Raw genomic sequence first — 26,041 nt, 5'->3', positions numbered from 1 at the left:
AGAATTAGTTTTGATTGAATCCTAGTTGGTTCTTAGCGCTCGCGCTTGTAGAACGGCATTGCGGTTACGGTGAAGGGGTAGCGCTTGCCGCGGATGTCCACCTCGACGGCGTCGCCATCGGAAAGCTCTGCGGAGGTATCCAGCAGCGCAATCGCGACCGGGTGGCCCAGGGTGGGCGAGGGCTGACCCGAGGTGACGGTGCCGACCTTGGTATCGCCGACGTAGACCTCAGCACCCGCACGAGCAGCACGACGCTGGTCGGAGGTCAGGCCGGTGATAGCGACCTGCGGGCCTTCCTCGGCGCGCTTGCGCATGACGTCAGCACCGACGAAGTCAGCTTCCTTCTTGGCAAAGGCACGTGCCATGCCTGCCTCGACTGGGGTGATATCGCGGGAGAGCTCGTTGCCATACAGTGGCATGCCAGCTTCCAGGCGCAGCGAGTCGCGTGCAGCCAGACCACACGGGCGCAGGTCGTATTCTTCGCCAGCCTTGAGCAGTTCTTCCCAGAGCGCTGGGGCATCGGCGTTGTAGACGATGATCTCGAAGCCATCCTCGCCGGTGTAGCCGGTACGAGCAACGATGGCGAAGGTACGAGCGACTTTAGCCATGGTGGCGGCGTAGTAACCGAGCTCGTGGACGTCTTCCTGCTTGTTGTCCTCAACCAGCGGGACCAGGATTTCTGCAGCCTTCGGGCCCTGCACAGCAATCATGGCAACGTCGCGGGACTCATTTTCCAGCTCCACGTCGAAGCCCTCAGCGCGCTTGTTGAGCTCTTCCCACACAATCTCCGCATTGCCTGCATTCGGCACGACGAGGAACTTCTCGTCTTCGAAGCGGTAGGAAATCAGGTCATCGATGATGCCGCCATCTTCTGCAGCAATCATGGAGTACTTCGCCTTGCCCACCTTCAGCGGCTCCAGGTTGGAGATGAAGGAATAGGACAAGAACTTGCCGGCATCCGGGCCCTTGACCCAGATTTCGCCCATGTGCGACAGGTCGAAAATACCGGCAGCGTTGCGCACGGCGCGGTGCTCTTCGAGCTCGTTGTCGTACTTCAGCGGCATATTCCACGGACCGAAGGCGGTAAAGGTAGCGCCCAGCTTCTCATGCTCGGCATTGAGAGGAGAGGTTAGCAATTCGCTCATAGTGGTTCCTTTCTCTGAGGGTGTACTTGACTTAGTCTTCGATGTCGAAGGCCTCAGGCGGCGGGCAAGAGCACACCAGGTTGCGGTCGCCGTAGGCCTCATCCAGGCGACGTACCGGCGGGAAGTACTTGTTCAACCGCAGCGAGTTGACCGGGTAAGCAGCCTTCTCGCGGTCGAACTTGTAATCCCAGTCCTCGTTGATGAGCGATACTGCCGTAAACGGTGCGTGGTGGACCACGGAATCCTCATACGCAACGTCGCCGTCGATGATTTCCTGAATCTCTGCGCGAATGGTGCGCATTGCTTCGATGAAGCGGTCCAGCTCGCCCAGGTCTTCGGACTCGGTCGGCTCCACCATGAGGGTGCCGGCGACCGGGAAGGCCAGGGTCGGTGCGTGGAAGCCGAAGTCAATCAGGCGCTTTGCGACGTCCGCCGCAGTCACCCCGGACTTATCAGTCAGCTCGCGCAGGTCCAGGATGCACTCGTGGGCAACCAGGCCCTTATTGCCGGTATACAGCACCGGGAAGGAATCGTTGAGCTCGTGCGCGACGTAGTTGGCACCCAAGATGGCGTGGCTGGAGGCATCGGCAAGCCCGTTAGCACCGGCCATCGCCAGGTATGCCCACGAAATAGGCAGTACGCCGGCCGAACCGTACTGGGTATTGGTAATCGGAACACCCTGGCCGACCGGGGTAGCCTCCGTTGCATCCAGCTCCGGATCTGCTGCGTTGGTCGGCAGGAAAGGAATGAGGTGCTCAGCTACACCGACCGGGCCGACACCCGGGCCGCCGCCACCGTGCGGGATGGTGAAGGTCTTGTGCAGGTTCAGGTGGGAGACATCGCCGCCGAACTGGCCCGGGCGTGCCCAGCCAGTCAGCGCGTTCATGTTCGCACCATCGATGTAGACCTGACCACCAGCGGCATGGATCTTGTCGCAGACGTCGCGGACCTCCGGGTCGAACACGCCGTGGGTGGAGGGGTAGGTGATCATGATGCCGGCGATGTGCTCGTTGTACTGCTCAATCTTGGCATCCAGATCAGCCAGGTCAATAGAACCATCATCGGCAGTCTTGACGACGGCCACACGCAGGTTCGCCAGCGTTGCCGACGCCGCATTGGTGCCGTGAGCAGAAGCCGGAATGAGCACGACGTCACGGCCGTTATCACCGTTGGCCACGTGGTAGCGGCGGATAGCCAGCAGGCCAGCCAGCTCACCCTGGGAACCAGCATTCGGCTGGATGGAGACCTTGGCGTAGCCGGTTAGTTCAGCCAGCCAGCCCTCGAGCTCATCGATAAGCTCGCGCCAACCAGCGGTGGTCTCCTCTGGTGCATAAGGGTGAATGTTGGCGAACTCCGGCCAGGAAATCGGCTCCATGGCCGCAGTTGGATTGAGCTTCATGGTGCAGGAACCCAGCGGAATCATGGTGCGGTCCAGCGCGAGATCCTTGTCTGCCAGCTTTCGCAGGTAGCGCATCATCTGGGTTTCAGAGTGGATGGTGTTAAAGATTTCGTGCTGCAGCGGCTGCTCGCTACGCTGCACGCCCTCCGGGAATGCGAAGTCGGCCTCATCGCCAGCCTTGGCGCCGAAAGCATCGGCCAGCACGTGGACATCGCCCTGGGTTGCGGACTCACCAAAGGAGACCGAAACCTTGTCGTCGCCAATGGTGCGCACCAGGTAGCCCGCCTCCTGCAGCGCGGACTTAATGGCTGCTGCATCCACGCCAGCCACGGTGACGGTATCGAAGAATTCTTCGCTGACCAGTTCCTTACCGGCATCCTTGACTGCCTGGGCAAAGGAGGAAGCCAGGGTGTGTACACGCTTTGCGATGTCCTCCAGTCCCTGCGGACCGTGGTACACGGCGTACATGGAAGCCACATTAGCCAGTAGTGCCTGTGCAGTACAGATGTTGGAGGTCGCACGCTCGCGGCGGATGTGCTGCTCACGGGTCTGCAGTGCCAAACGATAAGCCGGGCGACCATCAGCGTCCTTGGAGACACCGACGATACGACCCGGCATCTGACGCTTGAGCTTTTCGCTGACAGCCATGAAGGCAGCGTGCGGACCACCGAAGAAGAGCGGAACACCGAAGCGCTGGGAAGAGCCCAGCACGATGTCGGCACCCATCTCGCCCGGTGCTTCCAGCAGCATCAGCGACAGCGGGTCAGCAACAACCGCGGCCTTCGCGCCACGGGTCTGCAGCTCCTCAATGACCGAACGCGGGTCAAAGATGTCGCCTTCAGTACCGGTGTAAGCAATCACGGCACCGACGAGGTCCTCACCGACAATGCCATCGCGTACATCAGTGATTTCTACTTCAAGCTCAATCGCACGGGCGCGCTCTGCAGCCACGGTGAGCACCTGCGGGTGCAGGCGGGAATCCAGCACCACGCGACGGCCCTTCTTTACCGCACGGGACATCAGCCCCACAGCCTCAGCGGTCGCGGAAGCTTCATCCAGCAGGGAAGCGTTAGCAATGGGCAGACCAGTCAGGGACTGAATCATGGTCTGGAAGTTCAACAGTGCTTCCAGGCGGCCCTGGGAAATTTCTGGCTGGTACGGAGTGTAGGCGGTGTACCAACCGGCATCCTCGAGCATGCCGCGGCGAATAACCGCAGGGGTCAGGGTATCGGAGAAGCCTTGTCCGTAGAAGGACTTAAGCACCTGGTTGTGCTGTGCGTAGGAGCGCAGCTTGGCCTGAGCATCATCCTCGCTCAGTGGCTCCGGCAACTGCAGGGATTCCTCCGCGCGAATCTTTTGCGGGATAGCGGCATCGACTAGGTCTTCGACGGAGTCGTACCCGAGCTTAGCGAGCATCTGCTCGCGTTCTGTTGCGTCGGGGCCAAGGTGGCGGGAGATAAAGTTCATGGAATTATGCACTCCTTGGGATCTGCGGGCAGATAACTTGCCACAAGTATAAGAGTTCTAAAACACATTGGTTGTGGTCACCCCTGTCAATTTATGCGATGTGAGCCACAGTCGAGCTAGGAACGAATAATTGTTCAACATTCGGTCTACCCAACGGGGGTAGTGGCGAAAAACGCGAAACCGCCGCAGCGGCTGATTATCAGCTACTGCGGCGGGAAACGCTTGCGGTCATCTAGACCTTAGATGTCGAGGTCAGCCTCGAAATCTGCGGTCTCGAGACGATCCCTGATGGTGGTGATGAAGCGACCTGCATCTGCACCATCGACGACCTGGTGGTCGTAGGTGAATGGCAGGTAGCACATCTGGCGAATAGCGATGGCGTCCTGGCCGTCCTCGGTGACGACAACTGCACGCTTGGTGATAGCGGCAGTGCCCAGGATGCCTGCCTGCGGCGGAACCAGAATCGGGGTATCCAGCAGGGCACCTTCGGAACCGATGTTGGTCACGGTGAAGGTAGCACCGGTCAGGTCGTTCGGCTTCAGCTTGTTGTTGCGGGCCTTGTCAGCCAGCTCAGCGATAGCCTGTGCGATCTCCGGCAGGGTCTTTTCCTGTGCCTTGTGGATGACCGGGGTCAGCAGACCACGTGGGGTGTCCACGGCAATCGCGACGTTGACGTCCTCGTGGTAGGTCATCTCCTTGGACTTCGGGTCGTAGGAGGCGTTGACGTTCGGGTGGTAGACCAGAGCCTCAACGGTGGCCTTCACGATGAACGGCAGGAAGGACAGGTTTGCACCGTGCTTATCGATGAATGCCTGCTTGGACTTCTTGCGCAGGTCCCAGATGGCAGTCATATCGACTTCCTGAACGTGGGTGAGCTGTGCAGAAATCTGCAGGGCTTCCACCATCTTGGTAGCCGTGATCTCGCGGATACGGTTGACCTTCTGGGTGGTGCCGATGAGCTCCTGCTTGTCCAGGTCCACGGACTTGGTGGACCAGTTAGCGCGCGGATCGGAAGAACCGGAGTCCTTGTCTTCAACCGGCTTCTCGCCCTCTTCAGCAGCAGCCAGCACGTCCTGCTTGCGGATGCGGCCACCAACACCGGTGCCCTCAACCTGCTTCAGGTCTACACCGTGCTTTTCAGCCAGCTTGCGCACCAGCGGGGTGACGTAAGGAACGTCATCGCCGGAGTTGACCTTCTTATCGTCGGACTTCTTCTCATCCTTGGGCTCGGACTTCTTGTCGTCCTTATCCTCCGAAGAGTCGTCAGACTCTTCCTTCTCCTTGGCCTTCTTCTTGGCGTCGTCAGAGTCTGCGGAGTCGTCCTTCTGCTCCTCATCAGAGTCAGCGGACTTCTTCTCGTTCTCTTCGTCCTTGGACTCGTCTTCGTCATCCGAATCATCGTCAGAGTCGCCAGACTCTGCCGCGTCTTCGTCACCGATGCGTGCGATAACGGCGCCCACCTCGATGGTGTCGTCCTCCTCAGCCAGGATTTCAACCAGGGTGCCGGCTACCGGGGAAGGAATCTCGGTGTCGACCTTGTCGGTGGAGACCTCGAGCAGTGGCTCGTCGACCTCGACTTCGTCGCCGACGGACTTCAGCCACTGGGTAATGGTGCCTTCGGTAACGGACTCGCCGAGCTCAGGCATCTCCACGTCGGATGCCTCGCCGGAGCCGCCCTTGGACTCCTTCTTGTCCTTCTTCTCGGACTTCTCGTCCTTGTCATCCGAAGAGTCGTCAGAGTCTTCCTTGGACTCTTCCTTCTCCTCGTCCTTGGAGTCGTCTTCGTCCTCGTCGTCATCATCGCCAGAGGAGCCTGCGGCGTCTTCGTCACCCACGCGAGCGATGACTTCGCCGACCTCAACGGTGTCGTCTTCCTCGGCGAGGATCTCGATCAGGGTGCCAGCGACAGGGGAAGGAATCTCGGTGTCGACCTTGTCGGTGGAGACCTCGAGCAGTGGCTCGTCGACCTCGACCTCGTCGCCGACGGACTTCAGCCACTGAGTAATGGTGCCTTCGGTAACGGACTCGCCGAGCTCTGGCATCTCTACGTCAGATGCGTCGCCGGAGCCGCCCTTGGACTTCTTTTCCTTCTTTTCGTCCTTGTCATCCGAAGAGTCGTCAGACTCTTCGTCGTCCTTATCCTCGGAGGAGTCGTCGGACTCGTCCTTGGAGTCTTCGTCGTCATCGTCGGAATCGTTAGCAGACTCATCCTCGTCACCGATGATGGCGATGACTTCGCCGACCTCGATGGTGTCGTCTTCCTCGGCCTTAATTTCCAGAATGGTGCCGGCTACCGGGGAAGGAATTTCGGTATCGACCTTGTCGGTGGAGACCTCGAGCAGGGCCTCGTCGACCTCGACGGTATCGCCGACGGACTTCAGCCACTGGGAGATCGTGCCTTCGGTTACGGATTCGCCCAGTTCGGGCATCTCAACGGAGTGCGCCATGAGAAATAAGACTCCTCGAAAGTTGGAAGTAAATATCGCTGTTGCCCAATCCTACAGCTTGATTGCAACGGGCGCGTGTAAGTGGGTGCTATTAGCTACCCTCCTTGCGGGTAAGGTGTTAAATCATGTTCAACCTCTTCCGTCGCAACAAGTCAGGATCCCCGCTGCGACCACCCCGTGGTCCAGGAGAAACGATCCGTGAAGAAGACGCGGCGGAACTGCAAAAATGGGTTGCAGGACGTGCGTTCATCGAGGCCTTTATTGAGCCCGAGACCGTCGTCAACGAGATGTCTGTCGTCGTCGTAGACGAAAACGGGGAATTCATTCGCCGTCGCATTGGTGGACCAAAAGGTATCGACGCCGTCGCCAAGCTACTGCAGTGCCCGGTCTACGACGTCGAAGACACCGGTTACCCGCAGCGGATGCGCGAGCGCATGGAGCGCGAGCGGATTCTGCGTAAGCGTGAAGAACAACGCGAGCGTCGCGCCCGCTTTGAAAAGGGCCAAAACCCAGACACTGGAGACAGTGTCGGTTGATGGTCAGCGTCGTAGACGCACCATCAAGCTAAAAGTAAAGGTGGCTAGCTCATAGAGCCAGCCACCTTCTCTGTGTTTTTAGCGTTGCAGCGTTTTCACGCTGCAGCTTAACGCAGCGCTTTACTTCTTCTTTTTCTGCTGCGAAATCTCAGTCAGTGCAGCGATGATGGTGCGTACCGGAACGCCGGTAGCCTGCTTCGGGGTGTAGCCCCAGGCACTGCCGCCGTTCATGGATGGGCCAGCGATATCGATGTGAGCCCACTCGATGCCTTCGCCCACGAACTGCTTGAGGTAGGTACCAGCAAATTCCATGCCGCCCTCGCGCTTGACGTGGATGTTGCGCATATCGGCGTTGCCGGACTTCAGCTGCTCGTCGTGCTCTTCCAGCAGCGGCATAGCCCAGGCGTTCTCACCTACGGAGCGGCCCAGCTCAGCCAGGTGGTCGCGCAGCTCATCCGAGCCCATGATGCCGGCGGTGCGGTCGCCGAGAGCAACCATCTGTGCACCGGTCAGGGTAGCGGTCTCCAGCAGGTAGTCCGGGTTGTCTTCGCTGGCGCGTGCGATGGCATCGGCAAGCACCAGGCGGCCCTCAGCGTCAGTGTTGAGAACCTCAGAGGTCTTGCCGCCGTAGTGGGTGATGACATCGCCTGGGCGGGTGGCAGAACCGGAAGGCATGTTTTCTGCCAGCGGCAGGGTAGCGGTGACTTTGACCGGTAGTTCGAGCTTGGCTGCAGCGATGATGGAGGCAGCCATGGCAGCAGAACCACCCATGTCAGAAATCATGTCCCACATGCCAGAACCTGGCTTCAAAGAAATTCCGCCGGTATCGAAGGTAATACCCTTGCCAACCAGTGCGACAGAGCGCTTAGCCTTGCGCGGGGCCCAGGTCAGGCGAACCAGGCGCGGTGGGCGAGCAGAACCCTGGCCAACAGACAGGATGCCGCCGAAGCCCTGCTTCTTCAGCTCCTTCTCATCCAGGATTTCCACGTCCAGGCCGACTTCTTCGCCCTGGGCGCGCAGGAACTCTGCGTAGGACTCCGGGTAGAGGAAGTTCGACGGGGTGTTGACCAGGTCGCGGGCCAGCAGGACGGACTCAGCGCCAATCTTGGCTGCCTCGAACTCCTTGGCCTTGGACTTATCGTCAGCGAAGACGACGGTAGCTGGTGCTTCCTTATCGGCAAGCTCAGAAGAGCGGATGCCGCGGTGGTTGTAGCCGCCTAGGATGATGCCCTCGACAGCAGCGGCCAGACCGAAATCACCCAGGGAGGTTGCAACAGTGCCCACGCCCTTGAGTGCACGTGCGGCGGTGCCGGCGGCGCGGCGCATGGTTTCATCGTCAAGCTCATCGGCATCGCCCAAGCCCACAGCGATAACTGAGGCCACACCAGCCTTCGCCGGAGCCGGCACGCGGGTGACCTCGTTGGCCTTACCGGTAGCACCAACGGCAGTCAGGGATTCGTAGAGCGCACGGGTAGCAGAACCGCCCAGCAGGGAGCTAGCAGGAAGCTCCAGGCCTTCCTCGCCCTTAAATGCTACAACCAGCAGGGCATCAGCCTTCTTTGGAGCCTTCTTTGCCAGCTTCACCTCCGGAAAGCTGCCGCGTGCGGGTAGGTCAACAGTCGATGCTGCCACTGAATCCTCCTTTAATTGGGAATACTTTTATGACCTACCACCATACGCGTTTGTGAATGCACCCCTATTCCTGCCTCCCAATAGTTAAAGGAGTACATTAAGGTCATGCTGAACTACACCGTGACTCGCACTGACAATCCAACCTCCCCGGAGGAGTTGGACAAGATTCTGGCCAACCCAGGTTTTGGCAAGTACTTTAGCGACCACATGGTCACCATCGACTGGAGCGAAGCCGATGGTTGGCACAACGCACAGGTCGTGCCGTACCAGCCACTAATCATGGACCCGGCCTCCAACGTCTTCCACTACGGACAGGCCATTTTCGAGGGCCTGAAGGTCTACCGTCAGCCCAACGGTGAGCTGGTTTCTTTCCGTCCGGAACAAAACGGTGAGCGCCTGGCTAACTCCGCTCGACGCATGGCGATGCCGGAGCTGCCTGTCGATGAATTCGTCGAGTCCATCCGCCAGCTGCTAGCTGTCGATGGCGACTGGGTCCCGGCCGCCGGTGGCGAAGAGTCCCTCTACATCCGCCCGTACATGATCTCCACTGAGGTCTCCCTAGGCGTGCACCCGGCTAACTCCTACCGTTACATCGTGCTAGCTTCTCCGGCGGGCGCCTACTTCAAGGGCGGCGTCAAGCCGGTCTCTGTCTGGCTGTCTACCGACTACGTCCGTGCCGCTCCGGGCGGTACCGGCGCTGCGAAGTTCGCCGGTAATTATGCTGCCTCCTTACTGGCTCAGTCCCAGGCCGAGGAAAAGGGCTGCGAGCAGGTCGTCTGGCTCGATGCCATCGAGCGCAAGTACATCGAGGAAATGGGCGGCATGAACCTCATGTTTGTCTACGGCAGTGGCGACGACGTCACCATCGTCACCCCGTCCCTGTCCGGTTCTTTGCTGCCAGGCATTACCCGCGACTCCTTGCTGCAGGTCGCTAAAGATATGGGCTACAAGGTCGAAGAGCGCCGCATCTCCGCTGAGGACTGGCGTAACGATGCCGAGTCCGGCAAGATGACCGAAGCTTTCGCCTGCGGCACCGCCGCGGTTATCACCCCCGTTGGCCGCATCCTGGGCAACAACGGCGAATTCGTTGTCAACAACAACGAAGCCGGCGACGTCACCATGGCCATGCGCGAGCGCCTCACCGGCATCCAACGCGGCACCGTGGAAGACAACCACGGCTGGCTCACCAAGGTTTCGCGCTAAAGCGCGTCCCGCGCTCGGCGCGCGACACGACGCCTAAACGATAAGGCCGCGGAGGGTGTCCTCCGCGGCCTTTGTGTTGCCTAAATTAATTATTTAGTCCTGAGCGTCATCGCGCGGCGCTGGCTCGTGTGGCTCGTCGGCGCTGTCGGTGACAGCAACCTGGTCGGCGGCAAGCTCGACGCCGGAGGCAATCAGCGGCAGGGCGCTTAGAGCACCGAGACCAAGGCCGTTGCGCATTTCGAGCGAGAGCAGCGGGATGAGCTCCAAGTCCTGTAGAGCGAGAACGTGGGCAGGTTCAGCGCTCACGCTGGTGGCGTACAGCCACTCGCGGGTACCCGGTGCGATGCGTTCGGCGAGGGCGGCTGCGGTGGCGGCAAACGGGCCATCGATAAGCACAGGCGTTCGGCGCACCGCACACTGCGCGATAAAGCCCAGCATGGCAACAAAACTCGGGGAGGAGGCCGCCTGGGCAAGCTCTAGCATGTCGAGATTGCGGGCGCGGAACATCGCGTCGCGAATCACGCCGACTTTGGTCTTCCACATCGCATCGGTGGTGCCCGAACCCGGGCCGACAATGGCGACAGGTTCAGTAGAGCTGAGCAGACCCATCATGACCGCGGCAATGGTCGTACCGCCGACACCATGTTCGGCGGGGATGGCTAGGTCCACACCGGCATCGGCAGCTTTATCTGCGGCAGCTTGGCCCGCTTCCAAGGAAGCGGTGAAGACTTCAGAGCTCATGGCATCGGTTTCATCGATAGGCGCCGATGCTTCACAGTGCAGAGTGTCCACTCGCGCGCCGTAGCGCTGCGCAAGGGACTGCACGGGGCCGAAACCGCGGGCGATTTCTTCTGCTTGCTCGGCGTCAGCCTCCGGGGCATAAGCTGACAGGCCGACTTCTTCAAAGGTGCGCTGAGCGATGCCATGCTCACCCTCAAAGACCATCACCTGCACATTTTGTGGGGTGCTGGCAGGCACAGCCGACTGGCAACCCGCCAGCCACACTGCGGGTTCCGTTAAACGGCCAAAAGAGGCCCCGCGCGGGGTGGCAGCAAGCGCAGCGGTAACCGCCTTACGCGCTTGGTTATCCGGGCGGGGCACAGCAGAAAACTCAGCCATGCGAGTCTCCTAGACGGTAGCTCCGCGTTCCACGCGCGGGCGCGGGGTGCGCCACTTACGCGGCTGCGTGGAGCGGGAATAAGCGTAAAAGCCCAGACCGAAGCCTGCCTCAGCAGTGCCCGGGAACTTCATGCGCACGGCGTTGTTGCACTTACGTGCCAACCAGACGCCCTCAATCGCGAAGAGAATAATGAAGCCCATTGCTACCAGGGAGGCCCAGTTAGCAAACGCTGGTGCAAACACGCCGACGAACATGATGAACAGCATGATGATTGCTGCAGGCATCACGAACTCGTTGATAAAGCGGCGGGAGTCCACCCAGTCGCGCACGTAGGCACGAACCTCGCCCTTATCGCGGGGCAGGAGGTAGCGCTCATCGCCAGCAGCCATGCGCTCCTGGGTCTCGCGGTTACGCTCGCGGCGCTCGGCACGCTCCTGGCGCTTATATTCTTTCCACTCCTCCTTGGACATGGACTTCTTCAGCTCCTTGCGGTGCTGATAGCGCTGCGCGTCGGAGACACCATTGGGGTCGCGAATAACACCGCGGGCGATCTCTTGATCCTGCCGCTTCGGGGTCGGGCGACCCTTCGGTGGGGTATATCCCTTCGGGTACTTCGGCTCCGCCTCGGCCTGCTCCGGTTCCGGATCAGCAGCCTGGGATACAGGCACAGCCTTGGACTGTTCATCTTTTTGCCACGGAAGTTTCACGTTGCTTAGGTTACAAGGTTGGACGTCAATAATGGGAATTACCTCGCGGTGGGAATAAACCGATAGGGTGCGATGGTTAAGTAAGTTGAACCTTTCCTCACCGCGCCAACGCGAGTAGGGTGGGGTCAGAAAAAATTCGTATTAAATAGAGGAGAATCCAAATGACCGCTCCAGCTTCCGCTACCGGCGTCATCCTGACTGATGCCGCTGCCGCCAAGGCCAAGTCTCTGCTCGAGCAGGAAGGCCGTGACGATCTCTCCCTGCGCATTGCCGTTCAGCCCGGCGGCTGCGCGGGCCTGCGCTACCAGCTTTACTTCGACGACCGCACCCTGGACGGCGACAAGGTCGACCACGTCGGCGGCGTCAACCTGGTCGTAGACAAGATGTCCATCCCCTACCTGACCGGCGCCAAGATCGACTTCGCCGACACCATCGAGCAGCAGGGCTTCACCATCGACAACCCGAATGCCGGCGGCTCCTGCGCTTGCGGTGACTCCTTCAACTAAGCGCTTTGCGTACTAAACGCAAAGCGGTGATAATTCACCGTTAAACACGACAACGCCCCGTTCCGAGTGGAGCGGGGCGTTTGGTGATCTCTGGGGCGACGGACCCTGTTATTTGTTGACGGAACCCGGTTCCGTCAACGTGACGAAAGGGGCCTTAGAGCTTGACTGGGTAGTCGCGTTCTTCGATTTGGGGATCGATGCGCTTTTCGACGAAGATGCCGTGCCAGATCATAAAGGACAGGACGGTCCACAGGCGGCGGGAGTGGTCACTGACGCCGTCGCGGTGTTCCTTGAGCATCTCCAGAACTTCTGGCTTGTTGAAGATGTCCTCGGTCTGCGAGGCGTTGATCTGGTCCTGGGCCCAGCCGTAGAGTTCATCGCCAGCCAGCCAGTGACGCATCGGTACTGGGAAGCCGAGCTTGCGGCGGTGCAGTACGTGCGGCGGAACGATTTGCTCCATGGCCTTGCGCAGGGCGTACTTGGTGGTGCCGTTGGCAATCTTCAAATCATGCGGAATGGTTTCGGCAACCTTGAAGACTTCCTTGTCCAGGAATGGCACGCGCAGCTCCAGCGAGTTGGCCATATTCATCTTGTCGGCCTTGACCAGGATGTCACCGCGCATCCAAGTAAACAGGTCGAGGTGCTGCATGCGGGCGACGACGTCCATGTCCTCAGACTGGGCGTAAATCGGGGCGGTGACCTCACGGTGGTCCCACTCGCGCTTGGCCCATGGCAGAACGCGCTGGAGCTGCTCGAAGTTAAAGGAACGAGCGTTGCCGTAGTAGCGCTCTTCCATAGTCATCGAGCCGCGCTCCAGCAGGGACTTGCCCTTCATGCCATCGGGAAGTACGCGCGAGAGCTTGCCCAGACCCTGACGCAGTGGGGAAGGGATCTTCTCAAATGGGGCCAGGGAGAGTGGCTCCTTATAAATGGTGTAGCCGCCGAAGAGCTCATCGGCGCCCTCACCAGAGAGCACTACCTTGACGTGCTTGCGGGCTTCCTGGGCCACGAAGTACAGCGGCACCAGCGACGGGTCAGCCACTGGGTTGTCCAGGTACCACATGATCTTCGGAACGGCGTCGGCGTACTCCTCCGGGGAGACGACCTTGACGATGTGCTCGACGCCAATGGCGGCAGCCGACTCAGCAGCGACATCGACCTCGGAGTAGCCCTCGCGCTCAAAGCCGGTGGTAAAGGTCAGCAGGTTCGGGTTATGGCGCTTTGCCAAAGCTGCAATAGCGGTGGAGTCGATGCCGCCAGACAGGAAGGAACCGACGGTCACATCGGCACGCATGTGCTTTTCGACGGAATCCTCTAGTGCGGCCGCAATACGGTCGAAGAGTTGCTGTTCCTCGCCCTTCGGTACTGACTGTGCCGGGAAGGTCGGGCGGAAGTAGCGATCGGACTTAACCTCACCGCCCGGCTTGAGAGTGACGGTGCAGCCGGACTCCACGCGACGGATGTTGGCGTGCAGGGACTCTGGTTCCGGCACATACTGCAGGTCCACGTAGTGCTCAATGGTGCGCTTGTCCAGGCTGAGGTCTAGACCGATGGCATCGGCCATCTCCAGGATGCACTTCATCTCGGAGGCGAAGACGGTGCCGGCCTCGGTGGTGGCGTAGTACAGCGGCTTGATGCCGAACTGGTCGCGCGCGGCAAACATGGTGCGGGTCTCGGTATCCCAGATAACGATGCCGAACATGCCGCGCAGGTGCTCTACGACGTCCTTGCCCCAGTGGTGGTAGCCGACGACGATAGGTTCGCCATCGCCTTCGGTATTGAACTCGTAGCCGGCAGCCTGCAGTTCCTCGCGCAGCTCAATGTAGTTGTAAATCTCGCCATTAAAGGTCATGGCGTAGCGCTCTGGGTTCTCCTTCGGACCCCAGCGCAGCGGCTGGTGGGAGTGCTCCAGGTCGATGATGGACAGGCGATTAAAGCCGAAGGCTGCATCGGCATCGTGCCAGGTGCCAGCGGCATCAGGGCCGCGGTGGCGCATGCAGGGCAGTGCGCCTTCAACCGCGGTGACAAACTCTTCCGCATTAGCGTTAGCGGCGAGCATGCTCAACAAACCGCACATGTGGTGATTGCTCCTTATAAATAGGCAGTCCTTAGACGCTCTACTTTACGGCCCCGGATATACATCGGCGATCTCGCCACGGCCCAGCCAAGCAAACAGTGTGGTGAGGCAGGGGAGGCATCGTAAAGCTGTGCGTCGCCTGTGAGAAATGGACCGGCCGAATTTTAGTTATTCCTGCAAAGTTCGGATGCTTCCCCTTTAGGGGCGAACTTTCGGATGATGGACCCCCATGGGTGTTGTGAAATAACCCACAGGGTTGGTGGCCGAAATGGGGGAGGTATTCGGCTTGAGTGCAGGTGGAGCGGTAACATACCGAACAACCGCATTTACAGAGCGGCTAAGTGGGCTAATCCAGGGGCAGAAAACCTCTATGAGCCCGCCTGGATCCACTATCCTGATTGGATAGGAATGCTCTGTGAGTGTTCGAGAAGTTTGTGTGGACAGAAAGGCAGAACACACGTGGGACAGCGTAAGGAGCGCAGCTTCACCCGGAAAGCGGGTCTAGCAGGCGCAATCGCTTTAGGCGGACTGGCTTTGGCTGGCTGCGATGTTGCAGCGCCAAACGCGGTCGAGAATATTGTGGGCATGGGCTGGCCAAAGGGTATTACCCCGGAGGCAGAGGCCATGTACAACTTCTGGATTTGGGTCTGGGTAGTTGCCTGGATCATCGGCATCATCATGTGGGGCCTGTTCCTCACCGCGATCTTCAAGTGGAGCGCGAAGAAGGCTAAGAAGGCTGGCAAGGGCGAGTTCCCGCGCCAGACCCAGTACAACATCCCTCTTGAGATGGTCATGACGATCGTTCCGATCATCATCATTATGGGCCTGTTCTTCTTCACCGTGCAGTCCCAGCAGAAGGTCACTGCACTGGATAAGAACCCAGAGGTCGTAGTTGACGTTACCGGTTACCAGTGGAACTGGAAGTTCGGTTACGCCGCTAACACCATGGACGGCCGTAACTACGACGGCACCGATGAGGAGCGCAACGCTCTGGCTGAGGAATCTTCCGTAGACCCGGAGGGCCAGAAGAACGGCAATCCGATTCACGGTAAGTCCAAGGGTGACATCTCTTACCTGAACTTCAACGACGTCGAGACCGTTGGCTCCACCGAAGAGGTTCCGGTTCTGGTCCTGCCGACCGGTACTCCGATTGAGTTCCGTCTGGCATCCGGCGATGTTTCCCACTCCTTCTGGGTTCCGGAGTTCCTGTTCAAGCGCGACGTCTACGCACACCCGGAGAGCAACTCCCAGGAGCGTCGCTTCCAGGTTGAAGAAATCAACCAGGAAGGTGCCTTCGTCGGACGCTGTGCTGAGATGTGCGGTACCTACCACGCAATGATGAACTTCGAGATTCGCGTTGTCTCCCCGGAGGCCTTCAACGAGTACCTCGACTTCCGTATCGAGAACCCGGATGCCACCAACGCTCAGGCACTGGAGCAGATCGGTGAGGATCCATACGCAGTATCCACCCAGCCGTTCAACTCCCAGCGCGACACCCGCGATGGCGACAACTGGGTTGACGCCAACAACGCGGCGGCATAAGGAGAAGGAGATAAACAATGCGTTCAAGTTCTAAGGTCTTCTACTCAATCGCGACCTACCTGATTGTCTCCCTGGTCGTCTACATCCTGGGCGTAAACCTGGTGCAGGACGACGGCTACCTCTACGGTCCGGAGTGGGTTGGCTTCGTCGGCCTGGTCCTGGCAACCCTGCTGTGCCTGATGCTCGGCGGCTACCTGCACTTCACTGACTCCCGCGTGGACGTTGCTCCGGAAGACTGGGAAGAGGCAGAAACTGAAGACGGCCAGGGCATCCTGGGCTTCTTCTCCCCGCACTCCATCTGGCCGCTGGCCATGACCGGTGCGATTGCCATACTGGGTCTGGGTGTCATCTTCGTCTACTACTGGATGATTGCACTCGGCGCCGCCATGCTGGTGTGGGCAGTTACCATGCTCTCCCTGCAGTACGGTCTCCCGAAGGAAAAGCACTAAGCGGCAACGGATAACGCTGCCACAAACTTCTCGCAGTCCCCATCACCTTCTCGGTGGTGGGGACTGCTTTGATCTGTAGGCGTCGTAAAGCGTGGCAAAAAGTTCCCCGGGGTCCGAAAATTTTTGGAAAGTTCACCCGGGCGGTGGGGGAGCAGCGCTTATCGACGCACTGTCGGCCAAGGCTAAAGCCAGAAACGGGCCAGTAAAGCCTGCTAAGTCCGGGGGTCAACCGAAAGTTGGAAGTTGCTCAAATTCGGGGGTTTCAAAATGTGATTTATCTCTCTGGCGGATCTCGGCAAATTGGTTGCAACTACCGGGGAAGTTGTTCCACTAAATGGCCGCTGAGCATGAGGAATTCTCGGGATCTGCAAACGCGTGCGATCTACCTGCATTAATGAGTGGTCGGATAGAAATCGAAAAAGTTCCCGAGTTTCCGAAAAAAGATCTTTGCGAACTTTGGCAGGGAAGTGCCTGTGAATGCCCTGAAGAAAGTTAAAAGAAAGCGGGGGGTTTGGGGTGACTTCAGGGCTTATACGGGTCATACTAATAGGCGTGACGAGCGTAATTTCTAACCAAGGTACGACAGCACCACGTGCTGCCGCGTTGAACCGACCCAACATGGTCAGCGTCGGCACCATCGTGTTCCTGTCTCAGGAATTGATGTTCTTTGCTGGACTGTTCGCGATGTGGTTCACCTCGCGTGCGAATGGCCAGGAAGGCAACTGGGCTGAGCAGACTGCTCATATCAACCTGCCCATGGGTTTCCTTATTACGGCAATCCTGGTGTCTTCCTCCTTCACTTCGCAGTTCGGCGTGTTTGCTGCAGAAAGGGGTGACGTATACAAGCTTCGACTCTGGTACTCGATTACCATCGCGTTGGGTGTTGTCTTCCTGGGCATCATGGCATTCGAGTGGTACGAGTTGATCATCCACGGTGTGACCGTACAGGCCAGCGTCTTTGGCTCGGTCTTCTACATCATCACCGGTTTCCACGCCGCGCACGTGACTGCCGGTCTGATTGCATTTGCGATCATTCTGGCTCGCTTGGCTAAGACCAAGTTCACGCCGGCACAGGCAACCGCCGCAATGGCAGTGTCCTACTACTGGCACTTCGTTGACGTTGTGTGGATCGGCGTCTTCGTAGTCATCTACCTGATTCAGTAGGCCGTAGACAGCCGAGAGACTTTCTTGGCCTACAGCCATTCATTTCCGTGTACGAGTTATCTAAAGGAAAATGATGGATAACAATCCCCAGACTGCAGCAGCGGAGAACAACTCCACTGCGAGCGCGGCGAAGAAGACCCGTCGCCGCCGTCAGGCAAAGCGCACCCTCGCTGGTGCCTTCGCTTTGACGATCGGCCTGACCGGTGCCGGTGTTCTGGCTTCGGCCCTGACCCCGGACGCTCAGGTCGCAACCGCCCAGAAGGATGACCAGGCCCTCATTCAAGAGGGTAAGGACATCTACGACGTCGCCTGCATCACCTGCCACGGTGCCAACCTGCAGGGTATTGATGGCCGCGGCCCGTCCCTCGTTGGAATCGGTGCCGGTTCCACCTACTTCCAGGTGCACTCCGGCCGTATGCCGATGATGTCGAACGACGCACAGGCAGAGCGCAAGACCCCGCGTTACACCGAGCAGCAAACCCTGGCACTGGCTGCCTACGTCGCTGCTAACGGTGGCGGCCCGGACATCGTCTACAACGAAGACGGTTCCGTGGCGCAGGAATCCCTGCGCGGCGCTAACTACAACGGCCAGATTCAGCCGGAAGACGTCGCCAAGGGCTCTGAGCTCTTCCGTATGAACTGCGCATCGTGCCACAACTTCACCGGCCAGGGCGGCGCACTGTCCTCCGGTAAGTACGCACCGCCACTGGCTCCGGCTAACGAGCAGGAGATCTACCAGGCGATGCTCACCGGCCCGCAGAACATGCCGAAGTTCTCTGAGCGTCAGCTGACCGCCGACGAGAAGAAGGACATCATCGCCTACATCAAGTCTGCAGGCGAGACTCCTTCCCCGGCTGGTTGGGACCTCGGTGGCCTCGGCCCAGTGGCTGAAGGCTTGGCAATGTGGATCATCGGCATCACCGCCCTGTGCGGTGCGGCAATGTGGATTGGATCGCGCTCATGAGCAAAGTAAACAAGAACTACACTGACGCTCAGCTTGATGCAATGAGCGAAAGCGAGCTGGCTGCCCTCGGTACCCAGCTTGACGATGTCACCGTTGCCTTCCGCAAGGAACGCTACGAGGTAGATGGTGACCCGGAGGAGAAGCGTGCTGCCACCAACATCACCGTGTGGCTCATCATCTCCGTCCTGATGGGTATCGCCTTCCTGGCTGTATACCTGTTCTGGCCGTGGGAGTTCCGTACTCACGGTGACGAGGGCCTGGTCTGGCACCTCTTCTACACCCCGCTGCTGGGTCTGACCTCCGGTGTGGCTATCTGTGCGCTGGGTATCGCCATCGTGCAGTACGTCAAGAAGATCATTCCGGAAGAGGTTTCGGTACAGCGTCGTCACGACGGTCCTTCCGATGAGATTGACCGTCGCACCCTGACTGCTCTGCTGAACGACTCCTGGAAGACCTCCACCCTGGGTCGTCGTAAGACCATCATGGGTCTGCTCGGCGGTGCCGGCGTTCTGTTCGGCCTGACCGTCATTGCCCCGCTGGGCGGTGCAGTGAAGAACCCGTGGAAGGTTCGCCACGCACTGGACTACACCGGCGACGGCACCCTGTGGACCTCCGGCTGGACCCTGCACGATGAGGGCGTGAAGCTCTACCTCGCACGTGATACCGGTACCATCGCTGAGATGCACCACGGTGAGTCCGGTTCTCACTACACCACCGCTGGCGTTGCCCGCCTGGTGCGTGTTCGCCCGGAGGACATCGACGCTGGCGGTATGGAGACCGTGTTCCCGCTTGCTGAGGAAGACGTTCTCGACGGCGACAAGTACGACCCGCAGAAGGATGTCTACACCAACCAGATGCACTCGATTCACGGCAACCGCAACGCGGTTATGCTGATTCGTCTGCGCCATGAGGACGCAAACAACGCAATCGAGCGCGAGGGTCAGGAAGACTTCCGTCACGGCGACTACTACGCCTACTCCAAGATTTGTACTCACATCGGTTGCCCAACCTCTCTGTACGAGGCACAGACCAACCGAATCCTGTGCCCGTGCCACCAGTCGCAGTTCGACGCGATGCAGTACGGCAAGCCGGTCTTCGGCCCGGCAGCCCGTGCACTGCCGCAGCTGCCGATCACCGTGGACGACGAGGGCTACTTCGTTGCACAGGGCAACTTCATTGAGCCTGTTGGCCCGGCATTCTGGGAGCGTAAGTCATAATGAGCAATAAACTCGCCGACATCGGCAACAACATCGATTCGCGGTACACTGCCTCGGGCATGATCCGTACCCAGATCAACAAGGTCTTCCCGACCCACTGGTCCTTCATGCTCGGTGAGATGGCGCTGTACAGCTTCATCATCCTTCTTCTGACCGGTATCTACCTGGCACTGTTCTTCGATCCTTCGATAACGAAGGTCATCTACGACGGTGCTTACACTCCGCTGAACGGCGTGGAGATGTCCCGTGCCTACGCAACCGCACTGGATATTTCCTTCGAGGTTCGCGGCGGCCTGTTTGTTCGCCAGATGCACCACTGGGGTGCACTGATGTTCATGATGGCCATGATTGCCCACATGCTGCGCATCTTCTTCACCGGTGCGTTCCGTCGCCCGCGTGAGGCTAACTGGATTATTGGTTGCGCCCTGATTCTGCTGGGTATGGTCGAGGGCTTCCTTGGCTACTCCCTGCCGGACGACCTGCTGTCCGGTGTTGGTCTGCGAATCATGTCCGCCATCATCCTGGGTCTGCCGATTATCGGTACCTGGTTGCACTGGGCCATCTTCGGCGGCGACTTCCCGTCCGACCTGATGCTGGACCGCTTCTACATCCTGCACGTGCTGGTTATCCCGGGCATCATCCTGGGCCTCATCGCAGCCCACCTGATTCTGGTCTGGTACCAGAAGCACACCCAGTTCCCTGGACCGGGCCGCGCTGAGAACAACGTCGTTGGCGTCCGCATCATGCCGGTCTTCGCCACCAAGGCAATCGGTATGGGCATGCTGACCGCAGGTGTCCTGGCTCTGATGTCCGGTCTGCTGACCATTAACGCCATTTGGAACCTGGGACCATACAACCCATCGCAGGTGTCCGCTGGTTCTCAGCCGGATATCTACATGCTGTGGACTGACGGTGTGGCTCGTGTCTTCCCGGCATGGGAGCTGTACCTGGGCAACTACACCATTCCTTCCGCATTCTGGGTCGCCCTGCTCTGTGGTGTGATGGTTATCCTGCTCTTCGCCTACCCATTCTTGGAGAAGAAGTTCACCGGCGATGACGCTCACCACAACCTGCTGCAGCGACCGCGCGACGTCCCTGTTCGCTCCGGTATCGGCGCCATGGCGATTACCTTCTTCTTGCTGGTGACCATGTCCGGCGGTAACGACCACGTGGCTCACTTCTTCCAGATCTCGCTGAACGCCATGACCTGGATTGGTCGTATCGGCCTCATCGTCCTGCCGCCGCTGGCCTACTTCATCACCTACCGCATCTGCGTTGGCCTCCAGCGCTCTGACCGCGAGGTGCTGGAGCACGGCATCGAGACCGGTATCATCAAGCAGCTGCCAAACGGTGCCTTCATCGAGGTCCACCAGCCGCTGGGCCCGGTCGACGAGCACGGCCACGCTGTTCCGCTCGAGTACGCAGGTGCTCGCGTTCCGAAGCAGCTCAACCACCTTGGTCTCGCCGACAGCGAAACCCAGGGCATCTTCTCCCCGGATGATCCGGAGACCATGCGTCGTATCCACGAGATTCACGAAGACAACCATGGTGAAGAGGCAGAGATGCTGCGTCGTCTGAACGAGGCTAACCGCCGCGAAGACGAAGACAACGGCCGCATCTAAGCCGACACCCTAGAAATTCGCTCCACAAGCCCGCTGGACTTCCCCGGAAGCCCCCAGCGGGCTTTGTGTTGCCTTAATGCGCCCACGCTTTGCGATGCCCGCTCATCCCACACACGCACAGCCCCTAGGCCGGTCCTAAAGCCCTTAGACGGCCCTAGAAGGCCTCTTGCGCTACTGCGCTTTCTCCTTACTTATAGGGGAGTACCTAAACGCGCTCAGCAGGCGTATGAACCCTTCACTACCGCATCTCTGTAAGCGCCAAATTCCACTTCCTAACCGTCCTAAAAACCGCCCTCAAACCCTGGTAATTGTGGGGTGTTTGTTGCGATTGTGAGTACGTCAACGAAGATGTGTGCAAGGTCACAATTTATTTTTCCGTTGTCAATTCGGTGATGTGGGGCAGTGTGCGATAGTGTGTGAGTCGGCTTTTGTGAAGGGGTAAACCCCCTGGCCATACGGCTGATTGTCACTTTCCTGGGGTGGGGAAGTGGCCAGCCTTGGCTTTAGTCTCATTTTCGCTAACGAAGTGTAACGGGACGGTAACAACGTTCCTTTTTCGTTTTCGATTCGACATCTTCCGTGATGGTTTCGTAACCTGTTTGAGACATTGAGTTGCTCATCCGAGCGGTCAATATGAACTGAAAGATTTAAAGCGCTGTATCTGGCCCTTCCTGATGTGTGGGGCCGGCGGAGATTTCTTCCCAGTGGGGAAGGGGTCGAAGACGCTAGGCCCGAATCGGGCCAGAACCTATGAGTCGCCTTTAGCGGCCGTGGGTAAGCGCACAGGAAGATTTGGAGTTTATTCGTGGCAAAGCATCGTCGCCAGGGCGCACTGAACACTCGCCGTGTTGCGTCCACCGCAGCAATTGCAGCAACCGCAGCCGTCGCCGTACCGGGCGTGGCACAGGGCGCGGAGGTCGTTGTACCGAACACCGACATCCGCTTTGAGGTTCAGGGCCTGGAAAACGTACCTAACATCGAGAAGGTTCCGAACGTTGGCTACTACGTTCCGGAACTGCAGCAGGACAAGGCAACCTACGCAACCAACGCTTCTGCACCAGCACCGGCAGCAGCAGCGGCACAGTCCGTTGGCCAGAAGGTCGTTGACGCCGTTCGTTCCAAGGTTGGCGCACCGTACGTCTACGGCGCTAACGGCCCGGACGCATTCGACTGCTCCGGCCTGACCTCCTGGGCTTACCGCCAGGCAGGCGTTGAGATCCCGCGCACCTCCCAGGCGCAGGCAAACGGTGGCACCCCGGTGTCCATCGACAACCTGCAGCCAGGTGACATCGTCGCTTACTACGGCGGCGCATCCCACGTCGGCATCTACGTCGGCGGCGGCAAGATCATCGACGCGCTGAACTCCGGCACCCCGGTTCAGGAGCGTTCCCTGCACTACATGCCGATCCACTCTGCAGTTCGCTTCTAAGCACTGCTAGTGATTAGCTTTAAGCCCTCTCTCATCCTCACCTCCTCTGAGGATTGAGTAGAGGGCTTTTTGCGTACCGCAAAAGCGGTTTTACCTCATTGGTCACATCTTTTGTGTTCAACTACCGCATTGTTGAACGGCGCTCTATAGTTAGTCGAGTTAATGCTATTTGCTCAGTAAGGGACAAGAAAAAGTGCTTAAGTCATCCTCGCGGGTTGCTGTTCTAGCCCGCCGCCAGACTATTGCTGTGGCTTCTGCCGCCGTCATCGCTATTACCGGTTGCACCGTTGCCACCAACGCTTTCGCGCAGGACGCGGTCCAGGAGCAGCCTGCCGATGATGTGCAGGCGCTTATCGATGAAGTCAGCGAAGTCGCCCAGCGCGTCTCCGCCAAGAACGAAGAAGTCAAAGAAGCCGAAAACCGCCTGGCTGAGGCTGAGGCAGAACTCGGTGACTTCAACGCTAAGGCTGAGGCTGCACAGCGCGAAGCTGACGATGCCGCCGTGGCCGTCGCTGGGCAGCAGCAGCGCGTCAACGAAATCGCCCAGTCACGTTACCGTGGCGACAACACCAACCCGGTTCTCGCCGCACTGGCAGCAGAGGACCCAGCCACCGCCGTCGAGCGTCTGGGCTACCTCGGTGCGCTGTCCCGCAACGCCCAAGAGAACTTGAGCACCATGGCGGATAACGCCGCTGCCGCCCGCGACAAGCACGACCGCGCCGGGGAGGCCGTCACTACCGCCGAGGACAAAGCCCGTGCCCTCAACGAGCAGCGCGAGCAACTCGTCGCTGAAAAGGAAGCCCTCGAGCAGCAGCAAGCTGAGATCGAAGCCCGCGTCGACGCCCTGAACCCGGAGCAGCGTGCTGCCTGGGAAGGCCAGTTCGGCGGCATCGAGGACATCGACTTCTCCAAGCTGGGCGAGGGCAGCTCCGCCGTCGCCGAGGCCGCCCTGACCCGCATCGGCGCTCCTTATGGCTGGGGTGCAACCGGCCCGGACGCTTTCGACTGCTCGGGTCTGATGGTCTGGGCCTACCAGCAGCAGGGCAAGTCCATCCCGCGCACTTCCCAGGCACAGATTTCCGGCGGCACTTCCGTCCCGATTGACCAGCTGCAGCCTGGCGACATCGTCGGCTACTACCCAGGTGTGACTCACGTGGGCATGTACATCGGCAACGGCCAGATTGTTCACGCCTCCACCTACGGCGTGCCGGTCCAGGTCGTCCCGGTTGACTCCATGCCGATCCAGGGTGCATCCCGCTACTAGCACTCCGCTAGGGTAGTGCCCATGGCGCGCACTCTACTTGTCACCAATGACTTCCCACCGACTATCGGTGGGATTCAGTCATACTTACGGGATTTCCTCGCCACCCTGCCCGCCGACGATGTCATCGTCTTCGCCTCCACGCAGGACACTAAAGCAGCAGCGCTTTACGATGCCTCCTCACCCCAGCACATCATCCGCTGGCCACGGTCCGTCATGCTGCCTACTCCCGCAACCATCTGCCGCATGCAGGAGATTATCCGTGCAGAAAACATCGACGTCGTCTGGTTCGGCGCCGCCGCACCGCTAGCGCTGATGGGCACAGCCGCCAAAGCCGCCGGCGCCCGCAAAGTCGTTGCCACCACCCATGGCCACGAAGTCGGCTGGTCCATGCTGCCCGGTTCCCGCCAAGCCCTCCGCGCCATCGGCAACAGCGCTGACGTCATCACCTACATCTCCGACTACACGCTGTCTCGCCTGCGTCGCCCCTTCGGCCCACACCCTGAGTGGGAGCACCTGCCTTCCGCGGTCAACCTCGACGACTTCACTCCAGCAGATACCGCCACCAAAGCAGCAGCCCGCCAGCACTTTGCGCTTTCCGCTGCCCCCGTCATCACCTGCATCTCCCGCCTCGTCCCCCGCAAAGGTCAAGACCAACTCCTGCGCGCGATGCCAGAACTCCGCAAACACCACCCCGACGCACAGTTACTCATCATCGGCCGCGGCCGCTACCACGACGCGCTCGTTGAACTCGCCGAGATGTACTGTCCCGACGCGACTATCACCAGCGCCGCCGACACCGACGAACTCCGCCTGGCTCTGCACGCCGCCGACATTTTCGCCATGCCGGCACGCACCCGAGGCAAAGGGCTCGACGTCGAAGGCTTAGGCATCGTCTACCTCGAAGCCCAAGCCTGCGGCCTGCCCGTTATCGCCGGCGATTCCGGCGGCGCCCCCGAAACCGTTACTCCAGAGACCGGCATCGTCGTTGAAGGCAATAACCTCGACCAACTCACCCAGGCCCTCGACGAACTCTGCTCCGATCCCCAACGCCGCCAGACCATGGGCCAGGCCGGTCGCAAGCACGTCGAGGAGAACTGGACCTGGGAGGTCATGGGCGCGCGTTTACGCCGTATTTTGGAGCTCGAACCTTAATGTGACCGGATACCGGGTGCCGGTATATCCTTTAATTCATGTCTGAACTCAGTGCGCCTTATGACACCACCGCGCGCGAAGGCCTGACCATCGGTTTTGATATCGGTGGCACCAACCTGCGCGGTGGTGTTGTCGACGCTTCCGGGCAGGTTATCGACACCCGCAGCCTGCCGACGTCGCACAGCACCGCACAACTCGAAGACGACATCGTCCGCATCGTCGACGAACTCAACGCCGACCACGACATCTCCGCTGTCGGCCTCGCCATCGCCGGATTCATCGATCCGGACTGCGAGCGCGTCCGCTTTGCCCCGCACTTGCCCTGGCGCGATGCGCCCGTGCGCCAGATTCTCCAAGACCGCCTCGAAGTGCCCGTCCGCGTCGAACACGACGCCAACTCCGCCGCCTGGGGCGAGTGGCGCTTTGGAGCCGGCCGCGGCGCCCGAGACTGGGTCTTCTTCGCTGTCGGCACCGGTATCGGCGCAACGCTGATGACTCACGACACCATCTACCGCGGCGCCTTCGGCACCGCCCCCGAGTTCGGCCACCTCGTTGCCGTCCCCAATGGTCGCCAGTGCCCCTGCGGCAAACGCGGCTGCCTCGAGCGCTACGCCTCCGGTACCGCCTTGCCCGATACGTGCGCCGAACTGCGCCCACACTTCGAGACCACCTTGCCCGAATGCCCCAGCGGCGAAGCCATCGCCCAAGCCGCCCGCAACAACGACCCCCTGGCCGTTGCCGTCATGGAGGACTTCGGCACTTGGCTGGGCCAAGGCCTGTCCATCGTCGCCGATGTGCTCGACCCCGAACTCATCGTCGTCGGCGGGGGAGTGTCCAAAGACGCCGACGTCTTCTTAGATACCGCACGCCGCGGCATGGCCGACAACATCGTCGGAGCGGGCCATCGCCCCCTTGCCCGTGTGGCCACCGCGGAATTGGGATCGGCGGCGGGTATGATTGGCGTCGCTGACCTAGCGCGCCACAGCGCGTAGAAGGCCT

The 26,041-nt window shown here is 59.9% G+C and carries 20 protein-coding genes; 13 read left to right on the top strand and 7 right to left on the bottom strand.

What is annotated here, in order from left to right; genetic code table 11:
• Positions 1-32: 32 nt before the first annotated feature.
• The 3 genes from gcvT to sucB all read right to left on the bottom strand — a co-directional run bounded on the left by gcvT (position 33) and on the right by sucB (position 6,458).
• Positions 33-1,145 carry a glycine cleavage system aminomethyltransferase GcvT gene (gene gcvT, locus UL81_RS07920; RefSeq protein ID WP_046453464.1) on the bottom strand — a complete coding sequence of 371 codons (1,113 nt, stop codon included), beginning with the start codon at positions 1,143-1,145 and terminating at the stop codon, positions 33-35.
• Positions 1,146-1,176: 31 nt separating this feature from the next.
• On the bottom strand, positions 1,177-4,011 hold the full coding sequence (gcvP, locus tag UL81_RS07915; protein WP_035105276.1) for an aminomethyl-transferring glycine dehydrogenase: 2,835 nt from the start codon (positions 4,009-4,011) through the stop codon (positions 1,177-1,179).
• 239 nt (positions 4,012-4,250) lie between these two features.
• Entirely contained in the window at positions 4,251-6,458 is a 2,208-nt protein-coding gene (gene sucB, locus UL81_RS07910; protein ID WP_052097715.1) for a 2-oxoglutarate dehydrogenase, E2 component, dihydrolipoamide succinyltransferase, read from the bottom strand.
• A gap of 125 nt (positions 6,459-6,583) precedes the next feature.
• Between sucB and UL81_RS07905 the strand changes: the two genes are divergently transcribed.
• Complete coding sequence (locus UL81_RS07905) at positions 6,584-6,994, top strand: hypothetical protein (RefSeq protein WP_035105275.1); 411 nt, start codon at positions 6,584-6,586, stop codon at positions 6,992-6,994.
• Positions 6,995-7,114: 120 nt separating this feature from the next.
• Here UL81_RS07905 and UL81_RS07900 read toward each other — a convergent pair whose 3' ends face one another.
• A complete protein-coding gene (locus tag UL81_RS07900; protein WP_035105274.1) occupies positions 7,115-8,626 on the bottom strand; it encodes a leucyl aminopeptidase in 1,512 nt (503 codons plus the stop codon).
• Positions 8,627-8,731: 105 nt separating this feature from the next.
• Between UL81_RS07900 and UL81_RS07895 the strand changes: the two genes are divergently transcribed.
• A complete protein-coding gene (locus UL81_RS07895) occupies positions 8,732-9,829 on the top strand; it encodes a branched-chain amino acid aminotransferase (protein ID WP_035105273.1) in 1,098 nt (365 codons plus the stop codon).
• Between the two features lie 93 nt (positions 9,830-9,922).
• Here the strand turns inward: UL81_RS07895 and UL81_RS07890 are convergent, their stop codons facing one another.
• Together UL81_RS07890 and UL81_RS07885 are read right to left on the bottom strand one after the other, a co-directional pair.
• On the bottom strand, positions 9,923-10,948 hold the full coding sequence (locus UL81_RS07890; protein ID WP_046453463.1) for a nicotinate-nucleotide--dimethylbenzimidazole phosphoribosyltransferase: 1,026 nt from the start codon (positions 10,946-10,948) through the stop codon (positions 9,923-9,925).
• Positions 10,949-10,957: 9 nt separating this feature from the next.
• Positions 10,958-11,656, bottom strand: a complete 699-nt coding sequence (locus tag UL81_RS07885) for a DUF3043 domain-containing protein (RefSeq protein ID WP_046453462.1) — start codon at positions 11,654-11,656, stop codon at positions 10,958-10,960.
• Positions 11,657-11,817: 161 nt separating this feature from the next.
• Here UL81_RS07885 and UL81_RS07880 point away from each other — a divergent pair, with 161 nt between their 5' ends.
• A complete protein-coding gene (locus tag UL81_RS07880) occupies positions 11,818-12,162 on the top strand; it encodes a HesB/IscA family protein (RefSeq protein ID WP_035105271.1) in 345 nt (114 codons plus the stop codon).
• Positions 12,163-12,316: 154 nt separating this feature from the next.
• Here UL81_RS07880 and asnB read toward each other — a convergent pair whose 3' ends face one another.
• Positions 12,317-14,239 carry an asparagine synthase (glutamine-hydrolyzing) gene (gene asnB / locus UL81_RS07875; protein WP_046453461.1) on the bottom strand — a complete coding sequence of 641 codons (1,923 nt, stop codon included), beginning with the start codon at positions 14,237-14,239 and terminating at the stop codon, positions 12,317-12,319.
• 459 nt (positions 14,240-14,698) lie between these two features.
• On the opposite strand from asnB, the gene ctaC reads away from it, so the two are divergent.
• The 10 genes from ctaC (at position 14,699) to UL81_RS07825 (ending at position 26,034) form a co-directional block, all read left to right on the top strand.
• A complete protein-coding gene (gene ctaC / locus UL81_RS07870; protein ID WP_035105269.1) occupies positions 14,699-15,781 on the top strand; it encodes an aa3-type cytochrome oxidase subunit II in 1,083 nt (360 codons plus the stop codon).
• A 17-nt stretch (positions 15,782-15,798) separates the two neighbouring features.
• Positions 15,799-16,230, top strand: a complete 432-nt coding sequence (gene ctaF / locus UL81_RS07865; RefSeq protein WP_035105268.1) for an aa3-type cytochrome oxidase subunit IV — start codon at positions 15,799-15,801, stop codon at positions 16,228-16,230.
• A gap of 552 nt (positions 16,231-16,782) precedes the next feature.
• Entirely contained in the window at positions 16,783-17,394 is a 612-nt protein-coding gene (gene ctaE, locus UL81_RS07860) for an aa3-type cytochrome oxidase subunit III (RefSeq protein WP_179944087.1), read from the top strand.
• 70 nt (positions 17,395-17,464) lie between these two features.
• Positions 17,465-18,358 (top strand): cytochrome bc1 complex diheme cytochrome c subunit, encoded by an 894-nt coding sequence (gene qcrC / locus UL81_RS07855; RefSeq protein WP_035105266.1) that lies wholly within the window; start codon positions 17,465-17,467, stop codon positions 18,356-18,358.
• Positions 18,355-19,575 carry a cytochrome bc1 complex Rieske iron-sulfur subunit gene (qcrA, locus tag UL81_RS07850; protein ID WP_035105264.1) on the top strand — a complete coding sequence of 407 codons (1,221 nt, stop codon included), beginning with the start codon at positions 18,355-18,357 and terminating at the stop codon, positions 19,573-19,575. Before qcrC ends, qcrA begins: the two co-directional genes overlap by 4 nt.
• Positions 19,575-21,197, top strand: coding sequence for a cytochrome bc1 complex cytochrome b subunit (qcrB, locus tag UL81_RS07845; RefSeq protein WP_035105262.1), 1,623 nt, complete (start codon positions 19,575-19,577; stop codon positions 21,195-21,197). The genes qcrA and qcrB overlap by 1 nt, the downstream gene beginning before the upstream one ends.
• An 805-nt stretch (positions 21,198-22,002) precedes the next feature.
• Positions 22,003-22,626 (top strand): C40 family peptidase, encoded by a 624-nt coding sequence (locus tag UL81_RS07840; RefSeq protein WP_035105260.1) that lies wholly within the window; start codon positions 22,003-22,005, stop codon positions 22,624-22,626.
• Between the two features lie 193 nt (positions 22,627-22,819).
• Entirely contained in the window at positions 22,820-23,890 is a 1,071-nt protein-coding gene (locus tag UL81_RS07835) for a C40 family peptidase (RefSeq protein ID WP_046453460.1), read from the top strand.
• Positions 23,891-23,911: 21 nt separating this feature from the next.
• Positions 23,912-25,042, top strand: a complete 1,131-nt coding sequence (locus tag UL81_RS07830) for a glycosyltransferase family 4 protein (protein ID WP_035105258.1) — start codon at positions 23,912-23,914, stop codon at positions 25,040-25,042.
• Between the two features lie 38 nt (positions 25,043-25,080).
• Entirely contained in the window at positions 25,081-26,034 is a 954-nt protein-coding gene (locus UL81_RS07825; protein ID WP_035105256.1) for an ROK family protein, read from the top strand.
• Positions 26,035-26,041 lie beyond the last annotated feature (7 nt).

Source organism: Corynebacterium camporealensis (assembly GCF_000980815.1).
Taxonomy (GTDB): domain Bacteria; phylum Actinomycetota; class Actinomycetes; order Mycobacteriales; family Mycobacteriaceae; genus Corynebacterium; species Corynebacterium camporealense.
Note: the sequence above shows the minus strand (reverse complement) of the source record. Positions and strands in the feature narration are given on the sequence as shown.

Bases quoted from the DNA above. Each gene is read 5' to 3' on its own strand.
- gcvT (WP_046453464.1), bottom strand. From the start codon at position 1,145: ATGAGCGAATTGCTAACCTCTCCTCTCAATGCCGAGCATGAGAAGCTG.
- gcvP (WP_035105276.1), bottom strand. From the start codon at position 4,011: ATGAACTTTATCTCCCGCCACCTTGGCCCCGACGCAACAGAACGCGAG.
- sucB (WP_052097715.1), bottom strand. From the start codon at position 6,458: ATGGCGCACTCCGTTGAGATGCCCGAACTGGGCGAATCCGTAACCGAA.
- UL81_RS07905 (WP_035105275.1), top strand. From the start codon at position 6,584: ATGTTCAACCTCTTCCGTCGCAACAAGTCAGGATCCCCGCTGCGACCA.
- UL81_RS07895 (WP_035105273.1), top strand. From the start codon at position 8,732: ATGCTGAACTACACCGTGACTCGCACTGACAATCCAACCTCCCCGGAG.
- UL81_RS07890 (WP_046453463.1), bottom strand. From the start codon at position 10,948: ATGGCTGAGTTTTCTGCTGTGCCCCGCCCGGATAACCAAGCGCGTAAG.
- UL81_RS07880 (WP_035105271.1), top strand. From the start codon at position 11,818: ATGACCGCTCCAGCTTCCGCTACCGGCGTCATCCTGACTGATGCCGCT.
- asnB (WP_046453461.1), bottom strand. From the start codon at position 14,239: ATGTGCGGTTTGTTGAGCATGCTCGCCGCTAACGCTAATGCGGAAGAG.
- ctaF (WP_035105268.1), top strand. From the start codon at position 15,799: ATGCGTTCAAGTTCTAAGGTCTTCTACTCAATCGCGACCTACCTGATT.
- qcrC (WP_035105266.1), top strand. From the start codon at position 17,465: ATGATGGATAACAATCCCCAGACTGCAGCAGCGGAGAACAACTCCACT.
- qcrA (WP_035105264.1), top strand. From the start codon at position 18,355: ATGAGCAAAGTAAACAAGAACTACACTGACGCTCAGCTTGATGCAATG.
- qcrB (WP_035105262.1), top strand. From the start codon at position 19,575: ATGAGCAATAAACTCGCCGACATCGGCAACAACATCGATTCGCGGTAC.
- UL81_RS07830 (WP_035105258.1), top strand. From the start codon at position 23,912: ATGGCGCGCACTCTACTTGTCACCAATGACTTCCCACCGACTATCGGT.
- UL81_RS07825 (WP_035105256.1), top strand. From the start codon at position 25,081: ATGTCTGAACTCAGTGCGCCTTATGACACCACCGCGCGCGAAGGCCTG.